Source organism: Filimonas zeae, from assembly GCF_014641615.1.
Lineage (GTDB): Bacteria > Bacteroidota > Bacteroidia > Chitinophagales > Chitinophagaceae > Filimonas > Filimonas zeae.
In genome coordinates this window covers 1,020,885-1,047,405 of record NZ_BMIB01000003.1, presented here as the reverse complement: position 1 = coordinate 1,047,405, position 26,521 = coordinate 1,020,885, and the positions used below count along the sequence as shown (strand labels likewise).

Here is a 26,521-nt window from a genome sequence, read left to right as displayed (position 1 = left end):
CTTATAAATACTTTATTATGCTTGCCAGAAAACACATTCTGTCTATCAATGTTTCTGTTGGTACCCAGCAGGATTTTGTAGATGAAATATTTCAGTTCAGCGATCTCAAACAATCTGCCTATATCTGTTTTGCCAATGTGCATATGCTGGTAGAGGCCTATAACTCCCATACGTTTAACAATGTGGTCAATAGTGCCGATATAGTAGCGCCGGATGGCTTTCCGGTTGCCAAAAGCTTTGGGCTCATGTATGGCATTAAACAGGGGCGTATTGATGGAACGGGGGTAATGAGGCGCGTATTAAGCGCCTGCCTGTTGCGCCAGAAAAAAGTATTCTTCTATGGCGGCACACAGCGAATGCTGAATAGTGCCGTTGTTTACCTGAAGCTCAACTATCCGGGCCTGCAGGTAGCGGGTATGTTTTCACCCCCCTTCAGGCAGCTGGAACCTACGGAAAAGAAAGACGTAACAGATGCTATCCGTTTGTCGGGTGCTGACTTTGTGTTTGTGGTGCTGGGCTGTCCCAAACAGGAGGCCTGGATGCATGAAATGAAGGGAGAGTTTCCTGCTGTAATGCTGGGTATAGGCGGGGCCCTTCCTATGATATTGGGCATGCAGCAGCGGGCGCCGGTTTGGGTGCAGCAGATAGGATTTGAATGGCTGTGCCGTCTGATGCAGGAACCCGGCAGACTGTTTCAGCGGTATACCTTCACCAACAGCAAATTCCTGTATCTGCTGGCAGCAGAACTTTGCAGGATTCAGTTACGGAAAATACGACCAACTGTCTGGCCTAAAATCAATTAAAATGACTACACCTTTTGTGAAAAATCTAAAATTGATTTTAATGCTGGTGGATCTGGTGTTGGTCAATCTTACCTTTTCTTTGCTTTCTGTCTGGTACAGTCTTTATTATCCGGCGCATATTCCGGTTTTCAACCAATTTGCCATACTTAATCTGGTTTGGTTATCAGCTGCCATGGTATGTAATATTTACGATGAGAAATATATACTGTCGCCTGCTTCCCGGCTCAACTGTTCCGGAAAGTCATGGGTGGTATTCTTTCTGTTTTTTTCCCTTATCAGTGTTTATTTCTTCCGCCAGGCATGGCCCCTTCCCGCTATCCTGGCAGCGCTGTTGCTGCTGCATCTGGTATTGTTTGCTGGCCGGCTAGCCAGCGGTATTGTTTTTAACTTCTACAGAAGCAAACATTTTCATGCCCATAAAATACTGATAGTAGGCTATAACGAGCTATCTGTTCAGCTGGTAACGCGACTGGAGGCTGATAACATCAACAAAAAAATTGTGGGCTATTGTGAAGATGAGTCCGGCGTGCATGAATTATCCCGGTATCCTATACTGGGCAACCGGCACCATGTGATGGAAGTGTGCATGCAATATGGCATCACCGAAATATATGCCACGGTAACGCCGGACAATACAGCCTATGTGGAAGCACTGGCGAGACAGGCCGAACAGCATTGTGTGCGCTTTAAAATAGTGCCCAACATGGGGGTATATATGAATAAACATACAGAAGTGCAATACCTGCAGGAGATACCGGTTATTTCATTGCAGAAAGAGCCTCTACAGCATGTGAATAATCGTATTATCAAGCGCCTGTTTGATATCGTATTCAGCCTGCTGGTTCTGATTATGGTTATTTCCTGGCTTATTCCGCTGGTAGCGGTGTTTATATGGCTGGAAACACGAGGCAAAATCATCTTTCTTCAGAAAAGAAGCGGAGCCAACAATATCCCCTTCCATATCCGCAAATTCAGAAGCATGCATGTGAATGACGGCTCAGACCATATACAGGCACAGAAAAATGATGAACGTATTACACGTATTGGCAGGCTTTTACGCAGTACCAGTCTGGATGAGTTTCCGCAGTTTTTAAATGTATTGAGGGGCGATATGAGCATTGTAGGCCCCAGGCCGCATATGCTGAAGCATACAGACGAGTATTCGCAACTGATTGAAAAATACATGGTGCGGCAGTTTATTAAGCCCGGTATTACCGGCTGGGCGCAGGTACACGGATACAGAGGCGAAACTAAAAACATCCGCCAGATGCAAAAGCGGATTGAATACGATATCTGGTATGTAGAAAACTGGAGTTTGAAAACCGATGTTAACATTATTTGTAAAACAGTATACAATGTATTAAAGGGGGAGGAGAATGCCTGCTAACAATATTTTCAGAATGTACCGGGTATGCAGGCAGGCAGATGCCAGCTTCTGGCTGGTATTGTTTTATTTTCTGAAGCATAAAATACAGTACGGTAAAAATATTCTGATGCACAGAAGAGTGATTATTAAAGGCGTACAGAATATTACCAGCAACACCATACTGCAAATAGGGCTGGGCAATGCCCGGTTTGTTCACAACAAAGATGTTACCTATCTCAATATCCGCGGCACCCTGTTCTTTAAAGGAAACCACACTATAGGAAGGGGCTGCCGTTTTGATATTGCAGAAAATGCCACCGTTATCATTGGGCAAAACGGATACATCAACGCCATGAGCACTTTTGTAATCAGCCATAAACTGGTTATCGGAAGCGATTGTGTGATATCGTGGAACTGTCAGTTTCTGGATGAAGACTTTCACCATATCCAATACGAAGGTAAAAACAGTAAGCCCGCTGAAATAATTGTGGGTGACCATGTGTGGATAGGCTGTGATGTGAAGATTTATAAAGGTACGGTGATACCCAACGGGTGTGTTATAGCTGCCGGTTCCATTGTACGGGGTGTTTTTACCCAGGAAAACAGTCTGATAGGAGGTAACCCCGCCAAAGTGATCCGGAGCCCTGTTCAATGGGAATAGCAGCTACTTTATTCCGATGAATGCCCTTTCAGATACCCATTCAGCGGAACATGGGTATTAATAGTAATGTAAATGCCTTCTAAAAACGCGGTAAAGGCACGGAATGATTTTACTGATAATACCGGTGAACAATCATACATTAAAATTATACTATGGAAAACACAGAAACCGGGGTACATTCTAAACTGGAGGTATTCTTTAACACCATGTTACGGGAAATGTACTGGGGCGAAACCCATCTGGTAGCAGTGCTGGCTACCATGCGTGACGAAGCAACCACGGATGCCTTAAAAGAATGTTTCTCAACACACCTTCACCAGACCAATACACATATACAGCGTCTTGACGAAGTATTTAACTTACTTCAACAACCTGCACAGCCCGAACTTTGCGTAGGGCTACAGGGCATATTTGATGAAGGCTGGCAGGTAATTGACGAAACGGAAGCAGGAACTGCTCAGCGTGATGTGGCTTTAATTATCGCCGCCCAGAAAGTGGAGCATTACGAAATGGCCTGTTATGGTAGTCTTGCACAACTTGCGCGCACCATGGATCAGGACGAGCTTGCTGATTTGCTGGAAGAAACGCTGGAGGAAGAAAAAGATACCGATGCACTTTTAACAGATATTGCAGAACAAGGCATTAACTACCAGGCCAGTAAAGAACCGGTTGACGTACCTGAATAAAAGAAAACAGTAGCCAGAACGGTTAGTATAAAAGCGGATGCTTCCGGAAACGAAAGCATCCGCTTTTTTTAATAGCATATTGTTGAATTTCTGCGGGAGGTATTAGTTGCGGTAGCGTGCTTAACGCATTTCATGCTCTATCAGTGAATAGCCATGCCCTCTGGTATTGATAATTTCAATGGAAGAATCTTCCCTGAAAAACTTCCGTAGGCGTGTAATATATACATCCATACTCCGGGCGGTGAGTGAATTATCTTCTCCCCATAGTTTAATAAGCGCAAGCTTTCTGTCCAGCAGCTGATTCTTTTGTTGAACCAGCAGCAGCAAAAGATCAGCTTCCCGTTGCGATAGCGTGTGTACTTCCGCGCCATTGGAAAGCTCCAGATACTGATGCCGGAAAGTAAACCTGCCTACCTGCATATTTGCGGGGCGGAATTCTCCTGGTTTACCCACCTTGCGGCGTACCAGCGCCTTTAACCGCAGAATAAGCTCTTCCATACTGAAAGGCTTTTTCATATAGTCATCAACCCCCAGTTCAAAACCTTTTACCACATCTTCCGCCTGTGTTCTGGCCGTAAGCGCAATCAGCGGAATATCTTCATCAACAACACGAATCTCGGAAATAAGGGAGAAGCCATCTTTGCGGGGCATCATGATATCTATTACGCACACATCCGGCCGGAATGTTTTGAACATATCCCAGCCCTCCACGCCATTTTTAGCAGTCTCCAATAGAAAGCCTCTCTTTTCCAGAGATTCCTTAATAATCGCAGCCAGTATCTGCTCATCTTCTACCAATAGAACTCTTATGTTTTCCATTATTGATAAAATGTTAGCGTGAATGTAGTGCCTTTACCCGGTTTACTGGCTACTTCAATATTACCGTTCAGGTCTGTAACCAGTTGTTTAATGTAGGTGAGGCCAATGCCGTATCCCTTTATATCATGCAGATCGCCGGTGGGTACCCGGTAAAACTTATCAAAAATGTAAGGCAAAGACTCACGCGGAATACCCATGCCCTGATCACTCACCTCCAGCTGCCACTTTTTATCGCCACGCCTGGCAGCAATGCCGATTACAGGTTGCTGCGGAGAATACTTAATAGCGTTATCCAGCAGGTTGGTAAGAATAATGCCCAGCATAACGGGGTCTGTAACTATAGGGAAGGGGGCCTCGTCAGCCATGATGGTTATAGAAGCATTGTTTACCTGACTAAACCGTAATTGTGCCTGGTGTAAAACAGGAACAAGATCTATCGTTTCGGTTACCGGCAACCGCCTGCCTTGTTCCGACCGGCTAAAATCCAAAATCCGTTCAATATTGTTATCCAGATCTTCAATAACAAGGGTGTTGATGCCCAGGTAGCGCTTCAGCGATGCTTCATCGCCGGCTGCCCCAAAGCTTGACAACGCTTCGTTAGACGATTTGAGAATGGTTAACGGCGTGCGCAGTTCATGAACCACGTTATTGATGAAATCCGTTTTCATGCCGTCCAGCTGCATTTGTCTTTTGATAATACGCCCCATATAATACAAACTGCCTGCTGATAAAACAATGAGTAAGGTGGATACCAGTGCAGGAAGAAAGTTCATTTTTAAAAAAAAAGCATTCCTGTTTTTCAATTCCGCCTTTACAATAACGGGCTCTTTGTTTAAAGTTACGGTAGCTTCTATTCCTCCCGGAAGCAGGCTTCTTCCGCTCCGTTCTATAGTAAGTATAAACGCTTCTGTAATACCATTTCGTAACAACTCCTTCTCAAAAAAATGGTTCAGCTTTTCCAGACTAAGCGCTTTGTTACTGCGTTGAGAAAACAGGCGGGCCACCAACGTTCTTACACCCGGAAGCTGATCTTCATTTATTTCTACCGTATTCAGCTGCATGGTATATGTAGGCTGCCGTGGCCTGACTGCTGAATCCCGGGCTGCAGCGCGCATAACGTTCGCCTTTTGCGTCATCATAAAAGTAAGCGTTGGTTTTTTATCGGCCAGAGAGGCAGGCAGGGTATCCTGGCCGAGCAAACAACTGTCAATGCTCTGCCTTAGCGATAGGGTAGCTGTTTGGTTAAAGTTGGATCTGGCTGTTTTATAATTAAAATAAACCCAGTAAAGCTGGCAGATAATAATACCCCCGGCCGTAAACGCTGCAATGAAAAATATATAACGTAATCTTTTTTTCATCCCTATACCATTTTAGTGATGGTTGTACAAAAGTCGTTATCTCCTCACAACGAAAGACCATCTGCTGAATATATAGTGTTAACTCCGGTTAACACAGAAAATAACCATTGAAAATCTGTTTGTTAGCACAAGTGTTAACGGCAATTAGTATTCCCGCTTCCACAGTTAACATTCAACGGAAAAGAGGTTGCTAGCTTTGTTATCACAATACAGGGAACCACTAATTACACAACTATCAAAACAATAATTTTATGAAAAAAGTACATTCTATCATCATTGCATTCCTTTTCAGCGTAAGCGCTTTCTATAATGCCAATGCGCAGGCTACCGGACAAAAAATAACCATGTCCAAAACTCCCACCTTTATAATGCCGGATGGCAGCGTGCTGCCAGCTGATAAACTGGACAGTGTTTCCAGATCCTGGGGCGATGGCAATATGACGTTTATGAAAAAAACAGCAGACGACGAAAAAGGCATTATATACCTGGTAAGGGAAACAGCACAAATGAAGGAGGAAAGCCGCAGGCGGCAGGAGGCAAGCAAACTGGCGTATGATGCTATGCTCAATAAACCCGCGCCGGATTTTGAACTGAAAGATTTACAGGGCAATAGCTGGAGTTTAAAAGCACTGCGTGGTAAAGTAGTGGTACTGAATTTTTGGTTCACTACCTGCGCGCCCTGTATTCAGGAAATGCCCGACCTGAATGAACTGGTAAAGACTTATGAGAACAGGAATGTAGTATTCCTGGGCCTTACATTTAACGATGCAGCCAGAGTGAACCGGTTTTTACAGAATCATAGCTTTACTTATACGTTATTACCTGGTTCCGGTGAGGTGGATAAGAAATACCACATTGCCTCATGGCCTATCAGCATTGTTATAGATAAGGAAGGCAATATTCAAAAGCTGGTGAGTTCTATGCCCAATATAAGGGAAGAGTTGGCGGGTGCAATTGATGCGTTGCGGTAACAACCTGTGTAAATAAAACAAAGCGCACCGGATTCAAAATCCGGTGCGCTTTGTTGCAGCCTATGTAATGTACTAACCATGCGCAGCCACAGCCACCTCTTCCCAGTCTTTCCAGGTATCCAGTTTTTCTTTATACACACGCTGTGTTTTGGTATATCCTAATTTACCCAGGAACAAACGTAGTGGCGGATTTACTGCATCTACCAGTTTAAGTATGGCGGGTACTGTAGCTTCCGGCTTGCCATAGTCTTCAGGTAACAAGCCTTCTGCGGTAGCCAGGCCCGATTTAATACCATCGTATGCAGCTATTGCTTTGCTTTGTACGGCAGAGGCACCACCAAAATCGGTAGTATAACCATTCGGTTCTAGCAGGGTTACATGAATGCCAAACTCAGCCACCTCGCTGGCCAGTGCCTCGCTTAAGCCTTCTACGGCAAACTTGGTGGCGTTGTATATACCGAGTGTAGGCAGCGTCCACACACCCAGTACGCTGGATAGCTGTATAATATGTCCATGCTTCTGTTTGCGGAAAATGGGCAGCGCCGCCTGTGTAATCCAAAGGGTACCAAACACGTTGGCGTTGAAAATATCTATGGTTTCCTGCTCACTTACTTCTTCAATAGCACCAAACACGCCGTAACCTGCGTTGTTGATTACCACATCCAGACTGCCGAAGTAATCGTATGCCTGGTTTACCGCGGCAATGCCTGCTTCACGGTTGGTAATGTCTAAGGCAATAGGCAAAAAGTTATCGCCATACGTATCAGCCAGACTTCGCAGGCTGGCAATGTTGCGGGAGGTGGCGGCTACCTTATCGCCACGTTTTAAAAAAGCTTCTGCCCACAGTTTACCAAAGCCTCTGGATGCACCGGTTATAAAGATTGTCTTGCTCATAAATGAATATTTTTGATTGTTTTGATAAGTCAAAGTTGAGGCGATTACAGCCGGGGAAATAGTCCGTTTACCGGAAAGAATAGTACAGAACTACGCAACCTGCGTTTGATGCTATTTATAAGGTACGCCCGCTGCCAGTGGTTTAAAACGGTAAATGTAAAAAGGCGCTTTGGCTTTGTTTTGTCCTTTGTTAAACACAGCCCCCAGGTGTACCTGCGCGGCTGAAACATACATATAACCATCAGCCGCATTATAGCTAACGCCATCGGGCCACAGCAGGTTATCGTCCGCCACCAGCAGGTGTGCACTGCGGTCTTTCGCCAGTATAACAGTAACGCTGTTGGTTTCCATACTGGTAAGATATAGGTTACCCTCCACGTCTATACTCAAGCCTCCGTTATTGGGTTTAGTGGCGTATGTTTCTACCAGGGTATCCAGTGCGCTGGTAGTAAGCTGCGTATTTAACAGGTGCTCCATGCGCACGCGGTATAAGTTTTTGCCGTTCAGCGGTGCATAATACAGCCACTCAAAACTGGCATCAGCCGTAATGCCATCGCAGCCCACCAGCAGGTCTTTATGGTTTACCGACAGGTGTTTGCCGCTGATGATAGTGGGCGTGTTTTCCGGCCGGGTAGTGCGTGTGCCCTGCAACACACGGCGTGCTGCTCCTGTTTTCATATCCACTATAATCAGTGAAGCTTTGCTGCCATCGCCACCGTTGCCAATGCCTTCATCGGCTATTACAAATACACCATGCCGGGTATCTACCACCATATCATTGGGCTGCGATTCGGGTACCAGCGCCGTAGCGGGCAGGTAATAAATGCGCTCCAGTTGATCGGTACGCGTGTTCCATCCCACCAGTTTGGGGGTAATGTTATTGCGCTGCCCCATATCCAGCATCCAGATAATGCCATTGGCATCATTGCGAATACCCAATATACTGCTCAGGTACTGATCGTCGGTACTGCGGGGCGTGTTCCAGGCCAGGTTGGGGAAAGGTGTGCTGCGTTTGTTTTCCGCATCGTATTTCATTACCCGTATATCGGGGTTAAAAAACGGGTGGTGGCTATACACCAGCTCGCCACGGGGCGTAAAGCTGATGTTGCCTACGGCATTGCTTACGGTGGCAAACATTTCAGGCCGGGTTGTATGGCCGTTCCATGTGGCAGTATCTTTTGTGGTAGCAGTGGCGGTATAATAGTTATCTGTACCAGCCAGCCAATCCATGCGGGCGGGGGCAAAAAAATCAATATCCAGCGTACCATCTTCCAGAGCTGTAAAGCTGTGCGGCACATTGGCGGGTATAATAATGCCTTCTCCGGCTTTTACAATTATCTCTTTACCGCCTATAGATACGCTTACGCTGCCTTTGGTGATGAGGGAGTATTGCTCGTTCAAATGCTGGTGCATGGGCACCACCGCACCTTTCTGATAGGTAAAATAACCAATGGTGCCCGCTTCGCCGGAGATGGTGCTGCGGGTAAGCAGCGCGTTAACCTGTTTAACAGGCAAGGCGTTTAATTTAAAATGCTGTACATCCTGGGCAAAGGAGGGCAGGGCAAGTGCAATAACACCTGCGACTAGTAAATTTTTCATGAGAGGGGCTTTTAGATTTTTAACCGGTAAATGTGGAAAGGGCGTTGTATTTTATCCGTACCCTTATGAAACCAGGGCATGCACTGTATCTGGGAGGTGGAGATATACAGGTAGCCATCGGGGGAAATGCTGTAGCTATCCGGCCAGATAAGCCGTGCGGTATCCGTAACCAGGGTCTGAATTTTGAGATCGGGCGTAATTTTTACAATGCTGCTCTTTTCCAGATCGCCCAGATACAGGTTGCCTTTGTTATCGAAGATCATTCCGTCTGTGGTAACAAAATGCCCCAGGTCTTTTACACTGTCTGCAATAGTTTGTAACGGTGTTTGAAAGTTGCGGAGCAGAGCGGTGCTTATCCGGTATAGTTTGTCATCTGTAAGCGGTTTGTAATACAACCATTGGTTGTCAGGCGTAAGTGCAATACCATCGGAGTTTACTTTCAGCACGTTGCCATCACCTTTCTGCAGCTCTGTGCCCAGGGGGGAAAAATGGTATGCAGTGTCTGACAGTACAGAGGTATGGTTACCCATTACAAAACGGGATTCACCGGTATTAGTGTTCAACACCACAATACCACCATTGGACGAACTTGTCATATATGCAAATCCGTTTTGATTATCTATACGGATATCATTCAGGTACACATCTGCACCTGCCACATTTTGCGGGAAGCGGTAAATACGTTCAATACGGTTATTAGCCAGATTTATCTTTACCACTTTGTTGCTCCGCTGATACACTGCTCCCAGGCCAATACCAGCCGCATCTACTACCCACAGGTTGCCTTTATCGTCCGTTACCACGCTCTGCACGCATACAAATTTGTTTTGCCCGTTTTCACCTTTGGTAAAGCTGTTCCAGCTGCTATCCGGGTAAGGCAAGGCTTTACCATTTACTACTTCCACAACGGAATAAGCATGTTGATCCAGCCAGTAGGGGTAATTGGTAAACACGCGCCCATGGGTGCTTACGGCAACACCTGTTAACTGGTAGGTGCTATCTGCAAAAACTGCTTCCAGGGTGGGTGCGGTAATGCTATCTGCCTTATTGCTGTTATCGCTTTTATCTGCGGCGGGGTTGCCGGAACAGCCTGCTACTAATAACGCCAGTGTTATGGCTGCTATGTAATTTTTCATATCATTAAAATATAAGGTGAGGATTAAAGGGTTACTACTACTTTGCCTATGGTGCGGCCGCTTTCTAGCTGCAGGTGCGCATTGGCCATTTCTGTAAAAGGATACGTGTTAGATACATGCGCTTTTAAAATACCTTTCTCCAGCAAAAGAGCCAGTTGTTGCATGTCGGCACCATTGGATTGCACCAGCATAAAATAACCATGTACCCCTTTGGCCTTTGCTTTTTCAGTAACTGTTTCATTCAATCCCGTAGGAATACTGATGACGGTGCCGCCCTTTTTCGTTACCAGCAGCGAGTGTTCAATGGTATCGCCACCAATGGTATCCAATACAAAATCAAACTCTTCCGGGTGGCTGGCCCAGTCGTACGTGGTATAGTCAATATGTGCATCTGCACCGGATGCCAGTACAAACGCCTTGTTGCGGGCAGAGGAAGTACCTGTTACGTGTGCGCCCAGGTGTTTGGCCAGCTGTACCGCAAAATGCCCTACACCACCCGCCGCCGCATGCACCAGTACTTTTTGCGCAGCCTGTACTTTAGCGTTGTGTACCATAGCCTGCCAGGCGGTTAATGCCGCAAGGGTAGCAGCCGCAGCCTCTTCGAAGGAAATATTGTCTGGTTTCAAAGCCAGGTGTGCTGCCGGTGCCGCCACATATTCTGCATAGGCTCTGCCATGGCCGGGAAAGTTGACCATGCCAAACACCGCATCGCCGGGTTTAAAAGCTTCCGATCTGGATGCTGTTACCACGCCGGAAATATCCCAGCCCAATATCAACGGATTCTGATCTTTCAAACGTCCGTATACGCCTTTGCCGGCGCGACTTTTTACATCCACCGGGTTAATGCTGATGGCTTTTACCTGAATCAGTACTTCTCCTTCCTGAATAACTGGCTTTTCTACTTCTTCCAACTGCAGCTGGCTAACGGGGCCGGGGCTGCTTACAACTATCGCTTTCATAACTGATCTTGTTTGATATAGCAAAACTATACCTGCCTGAATTATGGATTTTGGTATAACTTTGCCATAAACCGGTAAATGTTATGAAGCGCGAGAATTTGCATGAACCCTTTTCCATTGAGTACAAAACCTTGGAGGAGGGCCCGTGCGCAGGGCATAAACACAGTTTTTTTGAGCTGGTATATATAGTGGAAGGCACCGGCATACAGTGCATTAACCAGAACCAGTTTGCCTACCATCCCGGCCACATGTTTCTGATTACGCCGGAAGATTGCCATTCTTTTGATGTACAAACCACCACCACCTTTTTCTATTTGCGGTTTAATGATATTTACATACGCGAATCGGGCATTCTTACCAGTAACATTCAAAAGCTGGAGTTTATTTTACAGAACGCCAACCACAAGCCGGGCTGCATTTTAAAAAACATTGTGGACAAACAGGTGGTGAAACCGTTGGTAGACGCCATCATTAGAGAATATGAAAGCCGCGACATTTACAACCAGGAATTGATTCAGCAGTATGTAAACACGCTGATTGTACTGGTGGCCCGTAACATTGCCAAGTTTCTGCACCTGGAGTTAAGTGGCAATACCGACCAAAAGGCCGCCAACATCCTCAACTTTATACAGGCCAATATTTATTACCCCGATAAACTCCGCGCCGAGTACCTGTGTAATCATTTCAATGTATCTATTAATTACCTGGGCAAATATTTCAAGCAACATACCGGGAGTACGCTGCAGAAATACATTACCCAATACCGTCAAACATTAATAGAGCACCGCCTGACACACAGCGATAAACGTCTGGGAGAGATTGTAAACGAGTTTGGCTTTACGGATGAAAGCCATTTGAATAAGTTTTTCCGGAATAACAGAGGCGTAAGTCCCAAAGCTTTCAGGCTGGAGCGGGTGGCGGGGACGGCGGGAAAGATTTAATATAGAATAGAACTCCATCCTCAAATCTCCTTTATTATCTCCCTAATCCAGTATAATCCTGGTTTGCAAATCCAGTCGGAAATCGTAGGTCTGGAAGAATTCCTGTCGTTCAGAGTGTCGTATAATGTGGAAGTTGGGATGGCTTCTTACTTTTATGGCCGCATACGCCTTTTTATGCCTGAAACGGCTCAGGTCGTGAGATTGCTTTAATAAATTAATTGTGTCAGTAAGCTGTTGAATTGATTTGCTGATTCTGCTGTTTTGGCGTTCTTTTAATTCAACTAGATATAAGTGAATGTTTGTAGTCAGCATCCCATCGAAGCGACCGGTTTCCTCAAGCTCGTAAGATTGTAAGACGCAATTATCGATAGCTGTGAAAACAACTGGTATTTGTTGTCGGTTTTCAACTTCTGCCGTCCATGTTTCAGGATTAATAGTCTTTGTAAAGGCTCTTCCGCCTGCTGCGTCGCATATGCCAAACTGTGCATCAGTAATTGGCGGTTCCTGACATTCCCGTTTGAAAAAATTCATACTTACAACTCTTCTTCTATTTCTAAAAGTTGATCAAATAAGATGTTTCCCAGGTTAAGCTGAGCGTTTAAATAGTTTTCATCTGAGGGTACTCCGTATGAAAACTTCAGCTTCCTGATCGTGCCGTCCTTTTCAGACAGCTCGTAAATATTTACGGTGTCTGATGTAATCAGGGATTCTAAAGGAACAATATGGTTAAGCCGGGTTGTCAGCATCTGAGACTTTTCCGGCGTAATTTCTTCCGACAACCTATGGGCTTGAATGGCCAGTGAAAGATACATAATTATGTATGGGCTATGTGTTGTCAGTATCAGTTTGCTATCCGGTTGTAAATTGTTGAACTTTAAAAGGCTGTAAAGCATCTGCTGCTGTGAGCTCGGGAACAAATTCTGTTCGGGTTCTTCCACAATATTGACAAAAGAAGTGTATTGCGAAGATCGTGAAATCAATTCCAGGGAAGCCTGTTTCACATCCTCCGAAAGGTTGGGATTTGTTAGGATATCTTCGATCTGCTGCCGCATTCTTTTCTCGTCCTCAATACTGGTATTCTTTTTACTGCGATCGCTGGAGTAATTTTCAGGATTAGCAAGATATTGGCTTACCAGATAAAGAGGCACAAGCGACTGAAAACCGCTGGAAGAATTTGATAAACTGACTTTGTAATCTGCCCCGATTATGTGAGAGGTTTTTTCTATGTTGTCGTATTTGAATTGAGTATCGTTTATGGGGAGATCAATTCTTCCATTAAGATTCCTTAACGCATTACTGAATTCGTCTGCGAAAGTGTATAATGTTCTGGGAAGTCCCTTCAGGGAATTTACGTTACTGACAGCACTTACGAAATTACGTTCTGCAGGAACATACATGATTTTGGGAAGATGATAGGAGGGTATGTCAACAATGCTTGTCTCCAGATTCCCATTTGCAAAATGAAACCGGTACGCCTCTCCGATATATTCTATTTCAGTATCTTCCTTTAAGTACTCATCAATATTCTGATAAGCCAGCTTATCGCGAAAAGCGTTTATCTGAGAAAGGTTTACTCGTATACCACTTCTGGCTTTTGTATCAGACACCGCCTGAAGCCTGAAAGTGTCTTTCTCCAGCCAGGTAAAAAACGAAATGAGTTTGGCAACAGTGCTTTTACCTGCGCCCTGGTTACCAGTAAAAACAGTTACACGGTTTACTTCTATCCAACCATCGTTATCAAGAACCCCGTCTTTGATAGGGCCAAAATTCCTTATTCGTATTCTACTCATTTGATAAATTCTCCCTTTTAGCGCCGTCTTATTGCAAAAATATCCCAAAGAAGGGAAAAGTCCCTCAGATTATCGTCTCTATTCTGCTTTTGAGGCTTGTTTCTATTCTTTTTGGCAAGTATTAAGGAATGATATCTGCCTCGCCATGTTATAGCTTAATATTCCTGTTCGTTTTCTACGCATTTACCACCAGATACCACTGTGCTCTTCATGGCGGCGGGCTTGATTTTTACCTAAGTAAATACGTCCAGGCAATAAAAAACAACTGCAAGGGAATTCTAAACCAAAGATAGGAGAGCCCATAACCATCGTAAGTTCCCTTTTCATAGTTCACCCGCTTTACCGAAGCGTATATGTTGGCCGGAAGCGTCAGCAGAAAAAACAGAATCAGCAACCACGCCGTAATCTGTTGCAGCCGGGGAATAAGAAGGCCTATAGCTGCCGCTATTTTTTGGCAAATTCCTGCCGTTCAGTCCGGAAGAAAAAAGATCCCAGTCGGTATCCGTCATGGTAACCAGCTTTTCAAAGTATTGGCGTATCTGCTGCATATGTGTGCTGGCCTGTTTTACGGAAGGGGTTGAATAAAAATTGCCGCCAGGGCGATACCTGCCGGCAATGTCCGCTAATTCTGTAATATATTTTATCGGAAAATGTCTCATCAAAATAAATGCCAGTGAAATGGTTGGCTGACAATTGCGCAGACCTGCGTATCTTAGGAAAAAACCTGGTGAACTATGGCCGGCAACAACACAACTACTGTGCGCCCGTTTTTAACGGTAAAGGATGGGAAGAAGGCAGTGGAGTTTTATACAGCCGCCTTTGGAGCGGTGGAAACCAAAAGGTTTGCATTGCCAGAACAGAAAATTTCCTCCGTAATTGACATAGAAAGTGCCACCTTTTATGTAGCGGATGAAGAGCCGCATAATGGCAACCTGAGCCCGGATGCTGCCGCTCATAACCCTGTACGTATAATACTGCAAACGGAACGGGCCGATGAATTGTTTGATAAAGCGGTTCAACTGGGTGCCACCGAAATTTGCCCGATGACTACGGAAGACGATTGGCGTATTGGTAAGCTGAAAGATCCGTTTGGGCACGTGTGGGAAATTGGTTACACGCTGTAGCTGTTTAAAACTGGTCTATTCATTGCAGAACACTCTGCTATGAAAACACTACAAAATAAAGTGGCTTTTATTACCGGCGCTGATTCCGGTATAGGCCGCGCTACCGCCATTGCTTACGCCGCTGCAGGCGCAAAAGTTGCTATCACTTATCGTTCTGATGAAGAAGGGGCGTTAGATACACAAAAAAGCATGGAGCAATACGGTGTTCAGTCAGTGGTACTGCACCTGGATGTTACAGAAGAAAAACAGGTTACGGAAGTATTGGATCGCGTGGTGGCAGAACTGGGCGGCCTTGATATACTGGTGAACAACGCGGCTGTAAACGGTTCCGGTATTCCGGTAGGGGAGATGAGTACGGAAACGTTTGATACCACCATGAAAACCAATGTCTATGGTATATTCTTTACCTGCAGATGGTTTATACAGTATCTTAGAAAGAATAACAGCAAGGGTAAAATCATTAATATCTCCTCCATTCACGAAGCAGTGGTTGCCCCTGGTAATGCTGATTACAACGCATCAAAGGGAGCATTAAAAGGCTTTACGCAAACGCTGGCCCTTGAGCTGGCTGAAACGGGTACTACTGTTAATAACATTGCGCCGGGTATGATTTTAACGCCTATGAATCAAAAGGCAATTGATGATAAGGAGCAACTGGAAAAGGCCACACAAAACATTCCTCTGAAAAGAGCCGGCCAGCCTGAAGAGATAGCACAGCTCGCGGTGTTTCTGGCTTCTGAGGCAGCCGATTATGTTACCGGATCAACTTATGTTATGGATGGCGGGCTGATGTTACAGTTGGGCCAGGGGGCCTGATAACAAGGCTGATATTTTTAAGCAAAGATGCCGGCTCAAAAAAGAGGCGGCATCTTTGCGTTTAAGCGAACCTCAACTGCGTCAGCATTTTTGTTATCTGAACAACAAAGGAGCAAACTGATGCAGGCTGCGCCGCCAGGTAAGCCATTCGTGGGCTGTTTTGGGCGATTCGTAATACACATGTTTAATACCCTGCTTATCCAGCATAGCCCGGAAAGCGCCTACCGATGCAGGAAAAGGAACTGGTTCACGCGTACCCAGCCCCAGCCAGAATACTTTTAATTGTTTGTTTACCGCTGCACCATCTTTAAATTTTCCACCCAGGAACTGATTAACATCAATGGCATTGGAATCAGGATAGTTAGATGTGCCGCTAAAGCCACCGTAATAAGCAAATTTGTCGGTATGGTTCATGGCAATACGCATGGTTTGGTTAGCACCCATGGAAAGCCCTGCAATGGCCCGGTTTTCTTTATTGGCCAGGGTACGGAAGCGGCTATCGATCATGGGAATCACCTCTTTAATAAGTACGTCTTCAAAAATGGAAGCACCTTGCCGGGCAGGGGCGGTACTGGTACTGTCTGTTGGTTTAAATGCGTAACCGTTATCCATCACTATCAGCATGGGCTTAGCTTTCTGCTGCGCAATCAGGTTATCCAGAATCAGATTGGCCTTGCCCTGTGTGGCCCATCCGGTTTCATCTTCAAAACTGCCGTGCTGCAGGTACAGCACCGGAAAGCGCGAGGTGTTGCTGGTATAGTAAGCAGCAGGCGTGTAAACAAAACATCTGCGCCAGGTTTGGGTTAATGAAGAATAATAGATGTTTTCTGAAACCAGGCCATGTGGCACATCCTCCAGGGCGTAAAACGCCTCATCAGGTGCGGGTATTTCTATGCCACTACCCAATCTTCCGGCACCATAAAAATAACGGCTGGCAGGGTCAGGTATAGCAGCGCCGTCTATAATCAGCTGGTAATAATGAAACCCTTCATCCTGCGGAAGAGATTCGCCCGTCCAAACACCTTTTTCATCTTTAGCAAGGTCGTATTTTTTGCCGCCTATATCCAGTTGCACTTTGTTGGCCAGCGGAGCGGCAATGCTAACCCGTACATGGCCTGTGGTGTTTACCTGCGGGTAAAGCTTGCCGGGCTGATTACTTTCGGCTGGCCTGAATGCTGTTGGGGTAACGGGCACTGTCTGGGCCTTACCATAGTGGCATAGCAGGGCGGCCGATACAGCTATAATGGCTATTCTGTGGTTCATTGTTATACATTGTGTAATACTGTTACCACTGGTACACGTACACTAGTACGCGCCAGAGGTAACAGTATCATTAAAACAGATTATTTAAATAACTGCGGAGCTAACTCCAGCAGGCTTCTGCGCCAGGTAAGAAACTCATGTGCAGTTTTGTCTGATACATAAGATACGGCATTATAGCCCGCTGCTTTCAGTTCAGCAGTGGCATTTTTAACGCCTTCCGGACGTTCTTTGCTGCCGCAGCTGAGGAAAATCAATTTGGGTTTGGGCTTGTCTTTCAGTTCCTCTGTTTTGTATATGCCACCGCTCAGCAGTGCATAGTATCCAAATACTTCCGGCTTGTTCAACGTTATCTGATGGGTTTCCATGCCACCCATAGAAAGACCTGCCATGGCACGGTTATCCCGGTTGGCAAGGGTTTGAAAATGCGTGTCTACATACGGTATCAGTTCTCCGGTAAGCACGGTTTGAAACGTGTCAATTTTAAAGTCTCTGATGCCGCCCCATTTTATTTCATTCGTCATGCCATAGGTCATTACAATAATAAACGGCTTTATTTTCCCTTCCGCAATCAGGTTATCCATAATCAGGTTTGCGCGGCCCTGGTTGCTCCAGGCAGTTTCATCCTCGCCCCAGCCGTGCTGCAGGTATAATACCGGATAACGGGTATTGCCTTTACCATACCCCGGCGGTGTATATACAAAAGCTCTGCGTGAGGTGTTGGTGATTGCAGAGGGGAAAAGAATCTGCTGTACGTTACCGTGGGGTACATTTTTCAGTGCATAAAAGTCCTGATCCGGTGCCGGAATTTCTATACCGCTTTCCCAACGGGTAGAGCCGTAATAGTTCAACGCTCCGGGATCGTTAAATACACCGCCGTCAATAGTAAGGTGGTAATAATGGAATCCCTCATCCATAGCACCGGCAGTGGTACCGGTAAAATAGCCGTCGGCACCCTTGGTAAGCCGGGTGCCTCCCTGGCCGCCCAGGCCAAGGCTCACTTTAACACTATCGGCCTGCGGCGCATGCACGCGAAAACGGGCATACCCCTGCGAGTTTACCTGCGGATAGGCTTTACCTGGCTGATTTAAAGGAGAAGGTTTGAAATCGTCTTTTACTTCTCCGGTTGTGGTTTGTGCATGTGACAGTCCGCAGATACACGCGGCTGAAAAAGCAATCGTAATGCATTTCAGGTTCATGGTTATAGTATTTAAATGGCTGCAATTTTGCGCGGTGTTTTAAGCGCCGGCAGATAAAGTTATTGCCATTTTCCGAATTTTATGTAATCGATTGAAAAATTACTACATTTACTCCGTGGATGTAATTTTCAGGTATTCAATCCAGAGGTTGCCGCCATCTGTTTGTTCTTGCCATGGAAAGAAAGATTGCTTGTTGGTATCATAACTAATTGTAAAACAGTATTATAATTTCTCTTTCTCCATCTTCCTTTCGGTGGCCAAAATAAGCTGAACCAGAAGCCGGATCTTAAATCAATTCATTTTCATAATTGTTGCCTGACCATTCAAAAGGGCCGAAATAGAAACTTTTTATGAAATCGATTGTAATTTTATTCCTGCTTCCTATTTATCTGTAAATTTTTAACGCCAAAAACTATGCGTATTTCAGAGTCAAGTCTGCTGAAGGATGTACATCCTTACAAATGGCCTTACTGGTTTAAGTATTCTTTTGTAGGGCTGGTTTTATTTGCCTTTATCTTCTCTGCTGCTTATGCACAAAATGCAACAAAAATTACCGGACAGGTAAAAAATGAAAGCGGGCAGCCGGTGCCACAGGCCTCCGTAATGGTAAAAGGAGGTTCCGGAGGGGTTTCTGCCGATGATAATGGAAACTTTGTAATTACCGTTTCGCCCAATGCTACCCTGGTGGTTTCTTCTGTAGGGTACAATTCATTAGATGTACCGGTAAACAACCGTACATCTATTGCAGTTACTTTAACCGCAGTGGCGGGTGCCACCAATGAGGTAATTGTAATTGGTTACGGCAGCCAGCGCAAGAAAGATGTAACGGGCTCCGTTGCTTCTATTGCCGGCGATAAGGTAACGGAAATTCCGGCACCCAACGTGGCCCGTGCCCTACAGGGGCGTGTGGCAGGTGTGGTAATGGCACAAACCTCTACCAAGCCGGGTTCAGACATGCAAATCCGCATCCGTGGTACCCGTTCCCTCAATGCCTCCAATGATCCTTTGATTGTACTGGATGGTATTCCGTTCAGCGGTTCTATCAGTGATATCGATCCTAACAGTATCAAGAGCATCGACATTCTGAAAGATGCATCGTCCACTGCCATCTATGGTTCCCGCGGTGCCAATGGCGTAGTGTTAATCACTACCAATAAAGGTGCACAGGGGCAGAAAGCACGCCTTAGCTACAGCGGCTTTTACGGTGCCAAAACTGTGTTTGGTAAATATCCTATGATGACCGGGCCTGAGTTTGTGGCGCTGCGTAAAGCTTCGGCAGCGAACGGACTTACCTTTAACAATACCATTGATGAGGCTGACTCTATTAATACCGACTGGCAGGATCTGCTGTACAGAACCGGCTGGATTACCAACCAGAGTATAGACATTTCCGGTGGTGCTGAAAAAGGCAACTACAGCGTTGGTTTAGGTTATTTTAAAGAGCAGGGCGTTATTCCCACGCAGTATTACGAAAGATATACTATCCGCACCTCGCTGGAGCAACGTGTGGGCGGTCTGCTGCGTGTTGGGTTAACTACCAATACCAACTATTCCAATAACCACAATACCAACCTCAGCCCCGGAAGCGCTATAGCCCTTTCGCCTATTCTTAACCCACGCAACCCCGATGGCAGCTGGAAATCTATTGTTACCCAAAACACATCCGGTGCACAATGGGTATACACCCGCCAGCGCCTGGAATCATTGGGCGATCAGTATATAGATCTGGCAAGAGCATTAAGCTCCTATAACTCTATTTATGCCGAAGTGAAAATTCCTGGTGTGGAAGGTTTGAAATACCGCGCCAATGTGGGTTTAAACTACCGTCAGAACAACTACGGCAGCTATACCGGCCAGGGCGTTTTCAGCGGTGTGGCTACTACACTTTCTTCTGCCAACATCAACAACACACATACAGTTAACTGGGCTATTGAAAACCTGCTTACCTATGATCGCGTTTTTGCCGGCAAGCATAAAATCAACGCTGTGGGCCTGTATTCTTCCCAGCAAACTACTTCCTGGTACTCTTCTGCCTCTGCACAGGATATACCGGCAGATGCCTTCCAGTTCTACAACCTGGGCCGTGCCAACGTAAACCCCATTATCAACCCCGCCAACCAGAACTATACACAAAGTGGTCTGTTGTCGTTTATGGGGCGCGCCATTTATTCTTATGATGATAAGTATATGATCAGTGCCACCTATCGTTCAGATGGTTCTTCTGTACTGGCTACCGGTCACAAATGGCATGCGTATCCTGCGGTTTCTGCAGGCTGGAATATCAACAACGAGTCGTTCATGAAAAACAGTATGTTTGATGCGTTGAAGCTGCGTGTAGGGTATGGTCAAACCTCTAACCAGTCTATCAACCCTTATCAAACACTGGGTTTGTTAAACACGGCTCCGTATAACTTTGGTTCTACCTATGCCACAGGTATGTATGTAACACAACTGCCTAACCCACGACTGGGCTGGGAGTTTTCCAAAACATGGAACTATGGTGTAGACTTCAGCCTGTTAAAGAACCGCCTGAGCGGTACATTGGAATACTATGTACAGAATACCGATAATGTATTGCTGAGTGTAAACCTGCCACCAACATCCGGTGTGGGTAGTTATACCGCCAACATTGGCGCTACGCAAAACAAGGGTATGGAACTTACCTTAAACGGCATTATCCTGGATAACCTGAATGGCTGGACCTGGGAAGCAGGTGTAAACATTTATGGTAACCGTAACAAACTGGTAAGCCTGGCATCCGGACAAACCAAAGACGAAGGTAACCTGTGGTTTACCGGTCACCCGATAGATGCTATTTTCGATTATAAGAAAATAGGTCTGTGGAATGCGGCTGACAGTGCCCAGGAAAAAATGAATATACTGGAGCCAGGTGGTAAAGTGGGTATGATTAAAGTAGAATACTTAGGTGATCGCAACCCGGATGGCACCCCTACACGCGCTATAGGTGCGGCAGACCGCCAGGTAATGAATATTCAGAGCAACTTTGAAGGTGGTTTTAACACCCGCGTAGCTTATAAAAACTTTGAACTGAGTGTAATCGGCGCTTTCAAAAGCGGCGGTATTTTAACCAGTGCTTTATACGGTTCTACCGGTTACCTCAACAACCTCAACTCCAGATCGGGCAACAACGTACGTGTGGATTACTGGACGCCCACCAATACCGGCGCCAAATATCCACGTCCGGGTGGTGTAGGTGGTGATAACCCTAAATACGGCAGCACACTGGGTTATTTCAGCGCTTCCTATATGAAAATCCGTACTATTACCCTGGGCTACAACTTCTCACAAAAGTGGTTGAAAAGCGCGGGTATCAGCAGAATGAGAGCGTACTGCACGTTTGAAAATCCGTTTGTATTCTTCTCTCCGTATAAGAATGAATCCGGTATGGATCCTGAGCCTAACTCACTGGGTGATCAGAACGTAGCGGTAGCTGGTGTACGCCGTATGCTGATTGTAGGTACCAATACACCTGCCACACGTAGTTATCTGGTTGGTTTAAATGTAACGTTCTAAAAATTGCGATATGAATAAGATTGTATCTAAAATAAGTATAGGTGCCTGCGCAGTGGCGATAGTGCTGGCAGGATGCTCCAAAATTCTGGAAGAAACGCCCCGCAGTATTTTTACTCCTGATTATTTTAAAACTACCAATGGGGTAATGGGTGGCTTAACATCTTTATATGCACACCTGCGTACCATATATGGAAACGGTTATTTTTTAAACAACGGCGAAACCGGTACGGACGAAGCCACCTGGGGGCAGAGCGGTTCCAGCGGCAGCTCCTTTCAGGCGCACGACTTTTCTTTTCCGGGCGTAAGGCCAACGCCCACGCTGAACGATGCGGGGGCTGCCTGGTTTCAAACGTTCCCCTATATCAATACAGCTAACGGGGTAATTGAAAATGCTACTGCCGCCGGTGTTTCAGCTGCGCTGATAGCGGAGGCCAGGTTTTTCAGGGCTTTTGATTACTTTTTGCTGGTGCAGACTTTTGGAGGGGTTCCGCTGGATCTGGGTGCCGGTGAGTTGAAGTTTAATACCTCCACCGTTCGTACCTCTAAGCGCAACACCGTTCCGGAAGTGTATACCAAAGCCATATTTCCTGATCTGGATTCTGCTGTACGCAACCTGCCCACCGCTGCCCGTGTAACCGGAGCGTTAACCCAGACAACAGCAAGGCTGTTTCTGGCCAAGGCTTACCTTACGTATGCGTGGTGGCTGGAAAATCCCAATAACATACCTACTTATCCGGCAACCAGCCGCACCGATCCTAACGGACATAATGCGCAGTGGTACTACCAGGCTGCTTATGATGTGGCTACAGCCGCTATTGCTGCACCAGGTGCCTATGGCTTACAACCTACTTTTTATGATGTAAATGTGGGTTCTAACGACCGCAATAGTGAAATTCTGTTGTATGCGGATCATACGCAGAACAGTGAGCTGTACAACGGTGGTAGCCTTACTTACAGCAACGGCAGCAACACTGATAATTTTTCCGGCTGGTTTCTTACCTGGAACTATACGGCCATCAGCAGTGCCACCACTCCGGCATGGACACCAACCGTAAACTCTGTTCAGCGCGAGGCTGCACAGGCGCTGGGCCGTCCATGGGTGCGTATGGCACCGCCCATTGGCGTGTTTACCAACACCTTTGCAGATAAAACAAACGATTCCCGTTACGATGGTACTTTTACTACTACCTATCGTGGTAACTGGGCAAAAGCAGGCATTACCAATGCAACGCTCTACAATGCCAACGCCCTGCCGGTAAGCAATGGTGGTGCTATACTTACCTTTCTGGATGCCGATCCGGCGCAGGCTATTGATTACAGTAATGCTGTTTATAAAAGCAGTGTAGGCGCAGGTGTACTACCCGGCCGTGCTGATTTTGTAATAGCCCCCAGCGGTATTAACCGTATTGTGTATCCGGGTTTATGGAAACTGGGCCCTTACCGCACGGATAATGGAACCGGCCTGGGCCAGCCTAACGCGGGCAGCACCAGACCTTATAACATTGCCAAGTTCAGCGAGCTGTATCTGATTGCAGCTGAAGCGGCAGTGAAAGGGGCAGTTACTACCTCCGGCAAATCTGCCAGAGAGCTGATTAATGTATTACGTGCAAGAGCAGGTAAGTGGAGATGGAGCAACAATGGCAACGCAGCCAAAGTGGAAGATCACAGTGCAGATATGACTGCTGCCACACCTGCTACCATTACTATCGATTATATTCTGGCAGAACGTTCCCGTGAGTTTTACGGAGAAGGTTACCGCTGGTACGATCTGGTGCGTACACAGAAATGGCAGGAGATAGGCGGTACATTTACCATTGGTGGCCCTAACTATAGCGATCACACGCCGGTAACTTTTACCCGTACTATCGATAGCAAGTATTACCTGCGTCCTATTCCACAGGGGCAGTTTGATGCTATGGAAATGTCGGCCAGTGAAAAAGCTTCTTACCAGAATCCTGGTTATGAATAACAGATTTGGTTGAATAACAGTTTTTTTAATTTCGCAGAAGCACAGACGCCCCATTCCTGGGGCGTCTTTTTCTATAGGTATAAGCTTACGATAAAAGCAACTGCCTGGCAATAGAAAAGCCGCCTCGCATGATTTTAACGTGCCGTCAATGTATAGCGTTTCCCTTTTTGTGTAGGTATATCGTATAAAAAAGTAGGTACTAATTCCGGTGCGGTAATAGTTGCTCTGGCAGATATAACCGGTGTTGCCACCTCTTCTGTATAAAAGAAGGCATTGGTATTATTGCCCCTGGCGGCAGCAGGTGTTTTACCGCCTGCCATAGCAAGTGGATTGGGTACGCGTAACCGCAGGTTGCCACCCAGGTTAGATTGTATAATTACCCTGACTATTTTTCCATCCTTCCACTGCATATCCACTATTTCAAAACCACCTCTGGCGCGTAAACCGCTTATGCTACCGGCAGGTTTCCAAATTTCGGGTAAAGCAGGCAACAGGTGTATAGCGCCATCTGCACTTTGCATCAGCATTTCTGTAATGCCTGATGTGCAGCCAAAATTGCCATCTATCTGAAAAGGTGGGTGAGCATCAAACAGGTTGTTGTAAGTGCCACCACCGTCAGGGTTTGCGCCCAGCGGAGTAAGCTGATTCTGTATAAGCTGGTAGGCATGGTTGCCATCCAGCATACGTGCCCACCAGTTTATTTTCCAGCCCATGCTCCATCCGGTAGATACATCGCCGCGTTGTACCAGCGTGTTTCTGGCAGCGCTGTATAACTGCGGGGTGCGGTAGGGTGATATCTGGGCAGATGGATACAGACCATACAGGTGGGAGATGTGGCGGTGCCTGTCGTTAGGGCTGTCCGCATCTTCCAGCCATTCCTGCAGCTGGCTGTGCTGTCCTATATGCATAGGCGCAAGCTGGCTGCGCATGCGGCGCAGGGTATCGGCAAAGGCCGCATCTTTATTCAGAATGGCTGCGGCGCGTATGGTAGCGCTGAACAGATCAAACACCAGCTGATTATCCATAGTTGTACCGGCGTCTATACTGGAGCCTTCATGTGCTTTGGGGCCGTTTTCGGGCGAGGTGCCGGGGGCTGCTACCAGCCAGTGGTATCTGGGGTGCATGACCAGAAAATCAGTATAAAAAGTAGCTGCGCTTTTCAAAGCCGGATAAGCCTGCGCCAGAAAGGTTTTATCGCCGTTGTACAGGTAATGCTCCCACAGGTGTTGGGTTGTCCAGGCAGCACCGGCATTCCAGATGCCCCAGAAAGCGCCGTCTACCGGGCCGGTAATGCGCCATATATCGGTATTGTGGTGCGCTACCCAGCCGCGTGCGCCATACATGGTGGTGGCAGTGCTGCGGCCGGTTTCAGACAGTTCTTTTACCATGTTTAAAAAAGGCTCATGCAGTTCCGGCAGGTTGGTTTTCTCCGCGGGCCAGTAGTTCATTTCTGCATTAATATTCAGCGTGTATTTGCTATCCCATGGCGGTGATAATTTATCATTCCAGATGCCTTGCAGGTTGGCAGGTTGCCCGCCGGGTTGTGAGCTGCAAATGAGCAGGTAGCGCCCGTACTGGTAATACAGGGTTACCAGGTTAGCATCGTTGGTGTTGCGAAAGTTTTTCAGTTGTTCATCTGTAGGCAGTGCGGGCGCGGTGCTGCTGCCCAGCTGAAACTTTACCCGGTTAAAATAACGCTGGTAGGCTGCTATGTGGTCGCGTTTAATGGCTGCATAAGGTTTGCGTATTACTTTATCCAGCCAGCTTTGCGCCAGTTTGTTTTCATCACCACTGATATTGTTATAGCGGATAAAATTGGTGGCGATAGAAATGTAAATGGTAGCGGCATTGGCATTTGTAATGGTAATACTGCTGTCTGTCTGCACCAGGGCACCACCTTCCGGCACCAGGCGAAAAAGGCTGCTGAATTGAACCTTTCCTATTACGCCTTCATGGTCGCCGGTGGTGCCTGTTAACTGCAACTGTCCGCCCGCCTGTGTGCTGATGCGTTGCTTTTTATGCGGCGAGGTGCAGGAGGCAGTAAAGCTGAGGCTGGCTTGTTTGCTGGCGGTCAGGCGCAGCACCAGTATCCTGTCTGCCAGTGAGGCTATTACTTCGCGTGTATAGGTTACACCATTTACCGTGTAGCTGGTTTTGGCAACAGCCTTTTCTATGTCCAGCTCCCGCTGGTAGTTGCTGTATGCCTCATGCCCGTTAAATTTCAGTAACAGATTGCCGGCAGGCTGAAAGCGCTGACCAAAGGAGCGACTGCTGAAGAAAGTTTTATTGGTCAGTTGCTCCGCTTCTTTGTACTTACCGGAAAAGATAAGTTGCCTTATTTCGGGCAATGCGGCCAGTGCTTCGGGGCTGTTGTTCTGGTTGGGGCTGCCCGACCAGATAGTATGTTCGTTCAGTTGTATCGTTTCTTTTTCCACGTTGCCATATACCATGGCGCCCAGGCGGCCATTGCCCACCGGTAGTGCATTCTCCCATACATTACCGGAAGGTTGGGTATACCATAGTTTTAACGGTGCTGTGTTTGTATTGGTAGGTGCTGCTGATTGCGCATTGGCCGCCGTAGCAGCTGCTGCCAGCAGGTAAGCACACCACAATCGGTATCTGTTCATAATACTATT

Annotated in this window: 23 protein-coding genes; 10 read left to right on the top strand and 13 right to left on the bottom strand. The window is 46.5% G+C overall.

The window, feature by feature from the left end; all coding sequences use genetic code 11:
* The first annotated feature begins 17 nt into the window (after positions 1-17).
* The 4 genes from IEY13_RS17310 to IEY13_RS17295 all read left to right on the top strand — a co-directional run bounded on the left by IEY13_RS17310 (position 18) and on the right by IEY13_RS17295 (position 3,516).
* Entirely contained in the window at positions 18-803 is a 786-nt protein-coding gene (locus tag IEY13_RS17310; protein WP_188954387.1) for a WecB/TagA/CpsF family glycosyltransferase, read from the top strand.
* A gap of 16 nt (positions 804-819) precedes the next feature.
* Entirely contained in the window at positions 820-2,190 is a 1,371-nt protein-coding gene (locus tag IEY13_RS17305) for an undecaprenyl-phosphate glucose phosphotransferase (protein WP_188954385.1), read from the top strand.
* On the top strand, positions 2,180-2,830 hold the full coding sequence (locus IEY13_RS17300; RefSeq protein WP_188954383.1) for an acyltransferase: 651 nt from the start codon (positions 2,180-2,182) through the stop codon (positions 2,828-2,830). The genes IEY13_RS17305 and IEY13_RS17300 overlap by 11 nt, the downstream gene beginning before the upstream one ends.
* A 152-nt stretch (positions 2,831-2,982) precedes the next feature.
* Positions 2,983-3,516, top strand: coding sequence for a YciE/YciF ferroxidase family protein (locus tag IEY13_RS17295; RefSeq protein WP_188954381.1), 534 nt, complete (start codon positions 2,983-2,985; stop codon positions 3,514-3,516).
* Between the two features lie 120 nt (positions 3,517-3,636).
* On the opposite strand, the gene IEY13_RS17290 is transcribed toward IEY13_RS17295, so the two are convergent.
* A complete protein-coding gene (locus tag IEY13_RS17290; protein WP_188954379.1) occupies positions 3,637-4,335 on the bottom strand; it encodes a response regulator transcription factor in 699 nt (232 codons plus the stop codon).
* Positions 4,335-5,693, bottom strand: coding sequence for a sensor histidine kinase (locus IEY13_RS17285; RefSeq protein WP_188954377.1), 1,359 nt, complete (start codon positions 5,691-5,693; stop codon positions 4,335-4,337). The genes IEY13_RS17290 and IEY13_RS17285 overlap by 1 nt, the downstream gene beginning before the upstream one ends.
* Before the next feature lie 251 nt (positions 5,694-5,944).
* On the opposite strand from IEY13_RS17285, the gene IEY13_RS17280 reads away from it, so the two are divergent.
* Positions 5,945-6,664: a peroxiredoxin family protein gene (locus IEY13_RS17280; RefSeq protein ID WP_188954375.1), complete on the top strand. Its 720-nt coding sequence runs from the start codon at positions 5,945-5,947 to the stop codon at positions 6,662-6,664.
* A 72-nt stretch (positions 6,665-6,736) separates the two neighbouring features.
* Here IEY13_RS17280 and IEY13_RS17275 read toward each other — a convergent pair whose 3' ends face one another.
* The 4 genes from IEY13_RS17275 to IEY13_RS17260 form a co-directional block, all read right to left on the bottom strand.
* Positions 6,737-7,558, bottom strand: coding sequence for an SDR family NAD(P)-dependent oxidoreductase (locus IEY13_RS17275; RefSeq protein ID WP_188954373.1), 822 nt, complete (start codon positions 7,556-7,558; stop codon positions 6,737-6,739).
* 111 nt (positions 7,559-7,669) lie between these two features.
* Complete coding sequence (locus IEY13_RS17270; protein WP_188954371.1) at positions 7,670-9,157, bottom strand: L-dopachrome tautomerase-related protein; 1,488 nt, start codon at positions 9,155-9,157, stop codon at positions 7,670-7,672.
* Between the two features lie 11 nt (positions 9,158-9,168).
* Positions 9,169-10,293, bottom strand: coding sequence for an L-dopachrome tautomerase-related protein (locus IEY13_RS17265; protein WP_188954369.1), 1,125 nt, complete (start codon positions 10,291-10,293; stop codon positions 9,169-9,171).
* 23 nt (positions 10,294-10,316) lie between these two features.
* Positions 10,317-11,252 carry an NADP-dependent oxidoreductase gene (locus IEY13_RS17260; RefSeq protein ID WP_188954367.1) on the bottom strand — a complete coding sequence of 312 codons (936 nt, stop codon included), beginning with the start codon at positions 11,250-11,252 and terminating at the stop codon, positions 10,317-10,319.
* 83 nt (positions 11,253-11,335) lie between these two features.
* Here IEY13_RS17260 and IEY13_RS17255 point away from each other — a divergent pair, with 83 nt between their 5' ends.
* Positions 11,336-12,193 carry a helix-turn-helix domain-containing protein gene (locus IEY13_RS17255; RefSeq protein ID WP_188954366.1) on the top strand — a complete coding sequence of 286 codons (858 nt, stop codon included), beginning with the start codon at positions 11,336-11,338 and terminating at the stop codon, positions 12,191-12,193.
* A 42-nt stretch (positions 12,194-12,235) separates the two neighbouring features.
* Here the strand turns inward: IEY13_RS17255 and IEY13_RS17250 are convergent, their stop codons facing one another.
* From IEY13_RS17250 to IEY13_RS17240, 4 genes are all read right to left on the bottom strand, one after another.
* Positions 12,236-12,724 carry a hypothetical protein gene (locus tag IEY13_RS17250; RefSeq protein ID WP_188954364.1) on the bottom strand — a complete coding sequence of 163 codons (489 nt, stop codon included), beginning with the start codon at positions 12,722-12,724 and terminating at the stop codon, positions 12,236-12,238.
* A gap of 2 nt (positions 12,725-12,726) precedes the next feature.
* Positions 12,727-13,983: an AAA family ATPase gene (locus tag IEY13_RS17245; RefSeq protein WP_188954362.1), complete on the bottom strand. Its 1,257-nt coding sequence runs from the start codon at positions 13,981-13,983 to the stop codon at positions 12,727-12,729.
* Between the two features lie 229 nt (positions 13,984-14,212).
* Entirely contained in the window at positions 14,213-14,377 is a 165-nt protein-coding gene (locus IEY13_RS30510) for a DoxX family protein (RefSeq protein WP_505661241.1), read from the bottom strand.
* The gene (locus IEY13_RS17240) at positions 14,307-14,531 is read right to left on the bottom strand and encodes a hypothetical protein (RefSeq protein WP_188954360.1); all 225 of its coding nucleotides are present in this window, start codon (positions 14,529-14,531) and stop codon (positions 14,307-14,309) included. The genes IEY13_RS30510 and IEY13_RS17240 overlap by 71 nt, the downstream gene beginning before the upstream one ends.
* 186 nt (positions 14,532-14,717) lie before the next feature.
* Here IEY13_RS17240 and IEY13_RS17235 point away from each other — a divergent pair, with 186 nt between their 5' ends.
* Positions 14,718-15,107 (top strand): VOC family protein, encoded by a 390-nt coding sequence (locus IEY13_RS17235; protein WP_188954358.1) that lies wholly within the window; start codon positions 14,718-14,720, stop codon positions 15,105-15,107.
* A 39-nt stretch (positions 15,108-15,146) separates the two neighbouring features.
* On the top strand, positions 15,147-15,923 hold the full coding sequence (locus IEY13_RS17230) for an SDR family NAD(P)-dependent oxidoreductase (protein WP_188954356.1): 777 nt from the start codon (positions 15,147-15,149) through the stop codon (positions 15,921-15,923).
* A 93-nt stretch (positions 15,924-16,016) separates the two neighbouring features.
* Here the strand turns inward: IEY13_RS17230 and IEY13_RS17225 are convergent, their stop codons facing one another.
* Both IEY13_RS17225 and IEY13_RS17220 read right to left on the bottom strand, forming a co-directional pair.
* On the bottom strand, positions 16,017-17,186 hold the full coding sequence (locus IEY13_RS17225; RefSeq protein WP_188954354.1) for an alpha/beta hydrolase-fold protein: 1,170 nt from the start codon (positions 17,184-17,186) through the stop codon (positions 16,017-16,019).
* Between the two features lie 80 nt (positions 17,187-17,266).
* The gene (locus tag IEY13_RS17220; RefSeq protein WP_188954352.1) at positions 17,267-18,382 is read right to left on the bottom strand and encodes an alpha/beta hydrolase-fold protein; all 1,116 of its coding nucleotides are present in this window, start codon (positions 18,380-18,382) and stop codon (positions 17,267-17,269) included.
* Between the two features lie 414 nt (positions 18,383-18,796).
* Between IEY13_RS17220 and IEY13_RS17215 the strand changes: the two genes are divergently transcribed.
* Together IEY13_RS17215 and IEY13_RS17210 are read left to right on the top strand one after the other, a co-directional pair.
* Positions 18,797-21,916, top strand: coding sequence for a SusC/RagA family TonB-linked outer membrane protein (locus IEY13_RS17215; RefSeq protein WP_188954350.1), 3,120 nt, complete (start codon positions 18,797-18,799; stop codon positions 21,914-21,916).
* A 10-nt stretch (positions 21,917-21,926) separates the two neighbouring features.
* The gene (locus IEY13_RS17210; RefSeq protein ID WP_188954348.1) at positions 21,927-23,885 is read left to right on the top strand and encodes a RagB/SusD family nutrient uptake outer membrane protein; all 1,959 of its coding nucleotides are present in this window, start codon (positions 21,927-21,929) and stop codon (positions 23,883-23,885) included.
* Between the two features lie 134 nt (positions 23,886-24,019).
* Here the strand turns inward: IEY13_RS17210 and IEY13_RS17205 are convergent, their stop codons facing one another.
* A complete protein-coding gene (locus IEY13_RS17205) occupies positions 24,020-26,512 on the bottom strand; it encodes a glycoside hydrolase family 95 protein (protein WP_188954346.1) in 2,493 nt (830 codons plus the stop codon).
* Positions 26,513-26,521 lie beyond the last annotated feature (9 nt).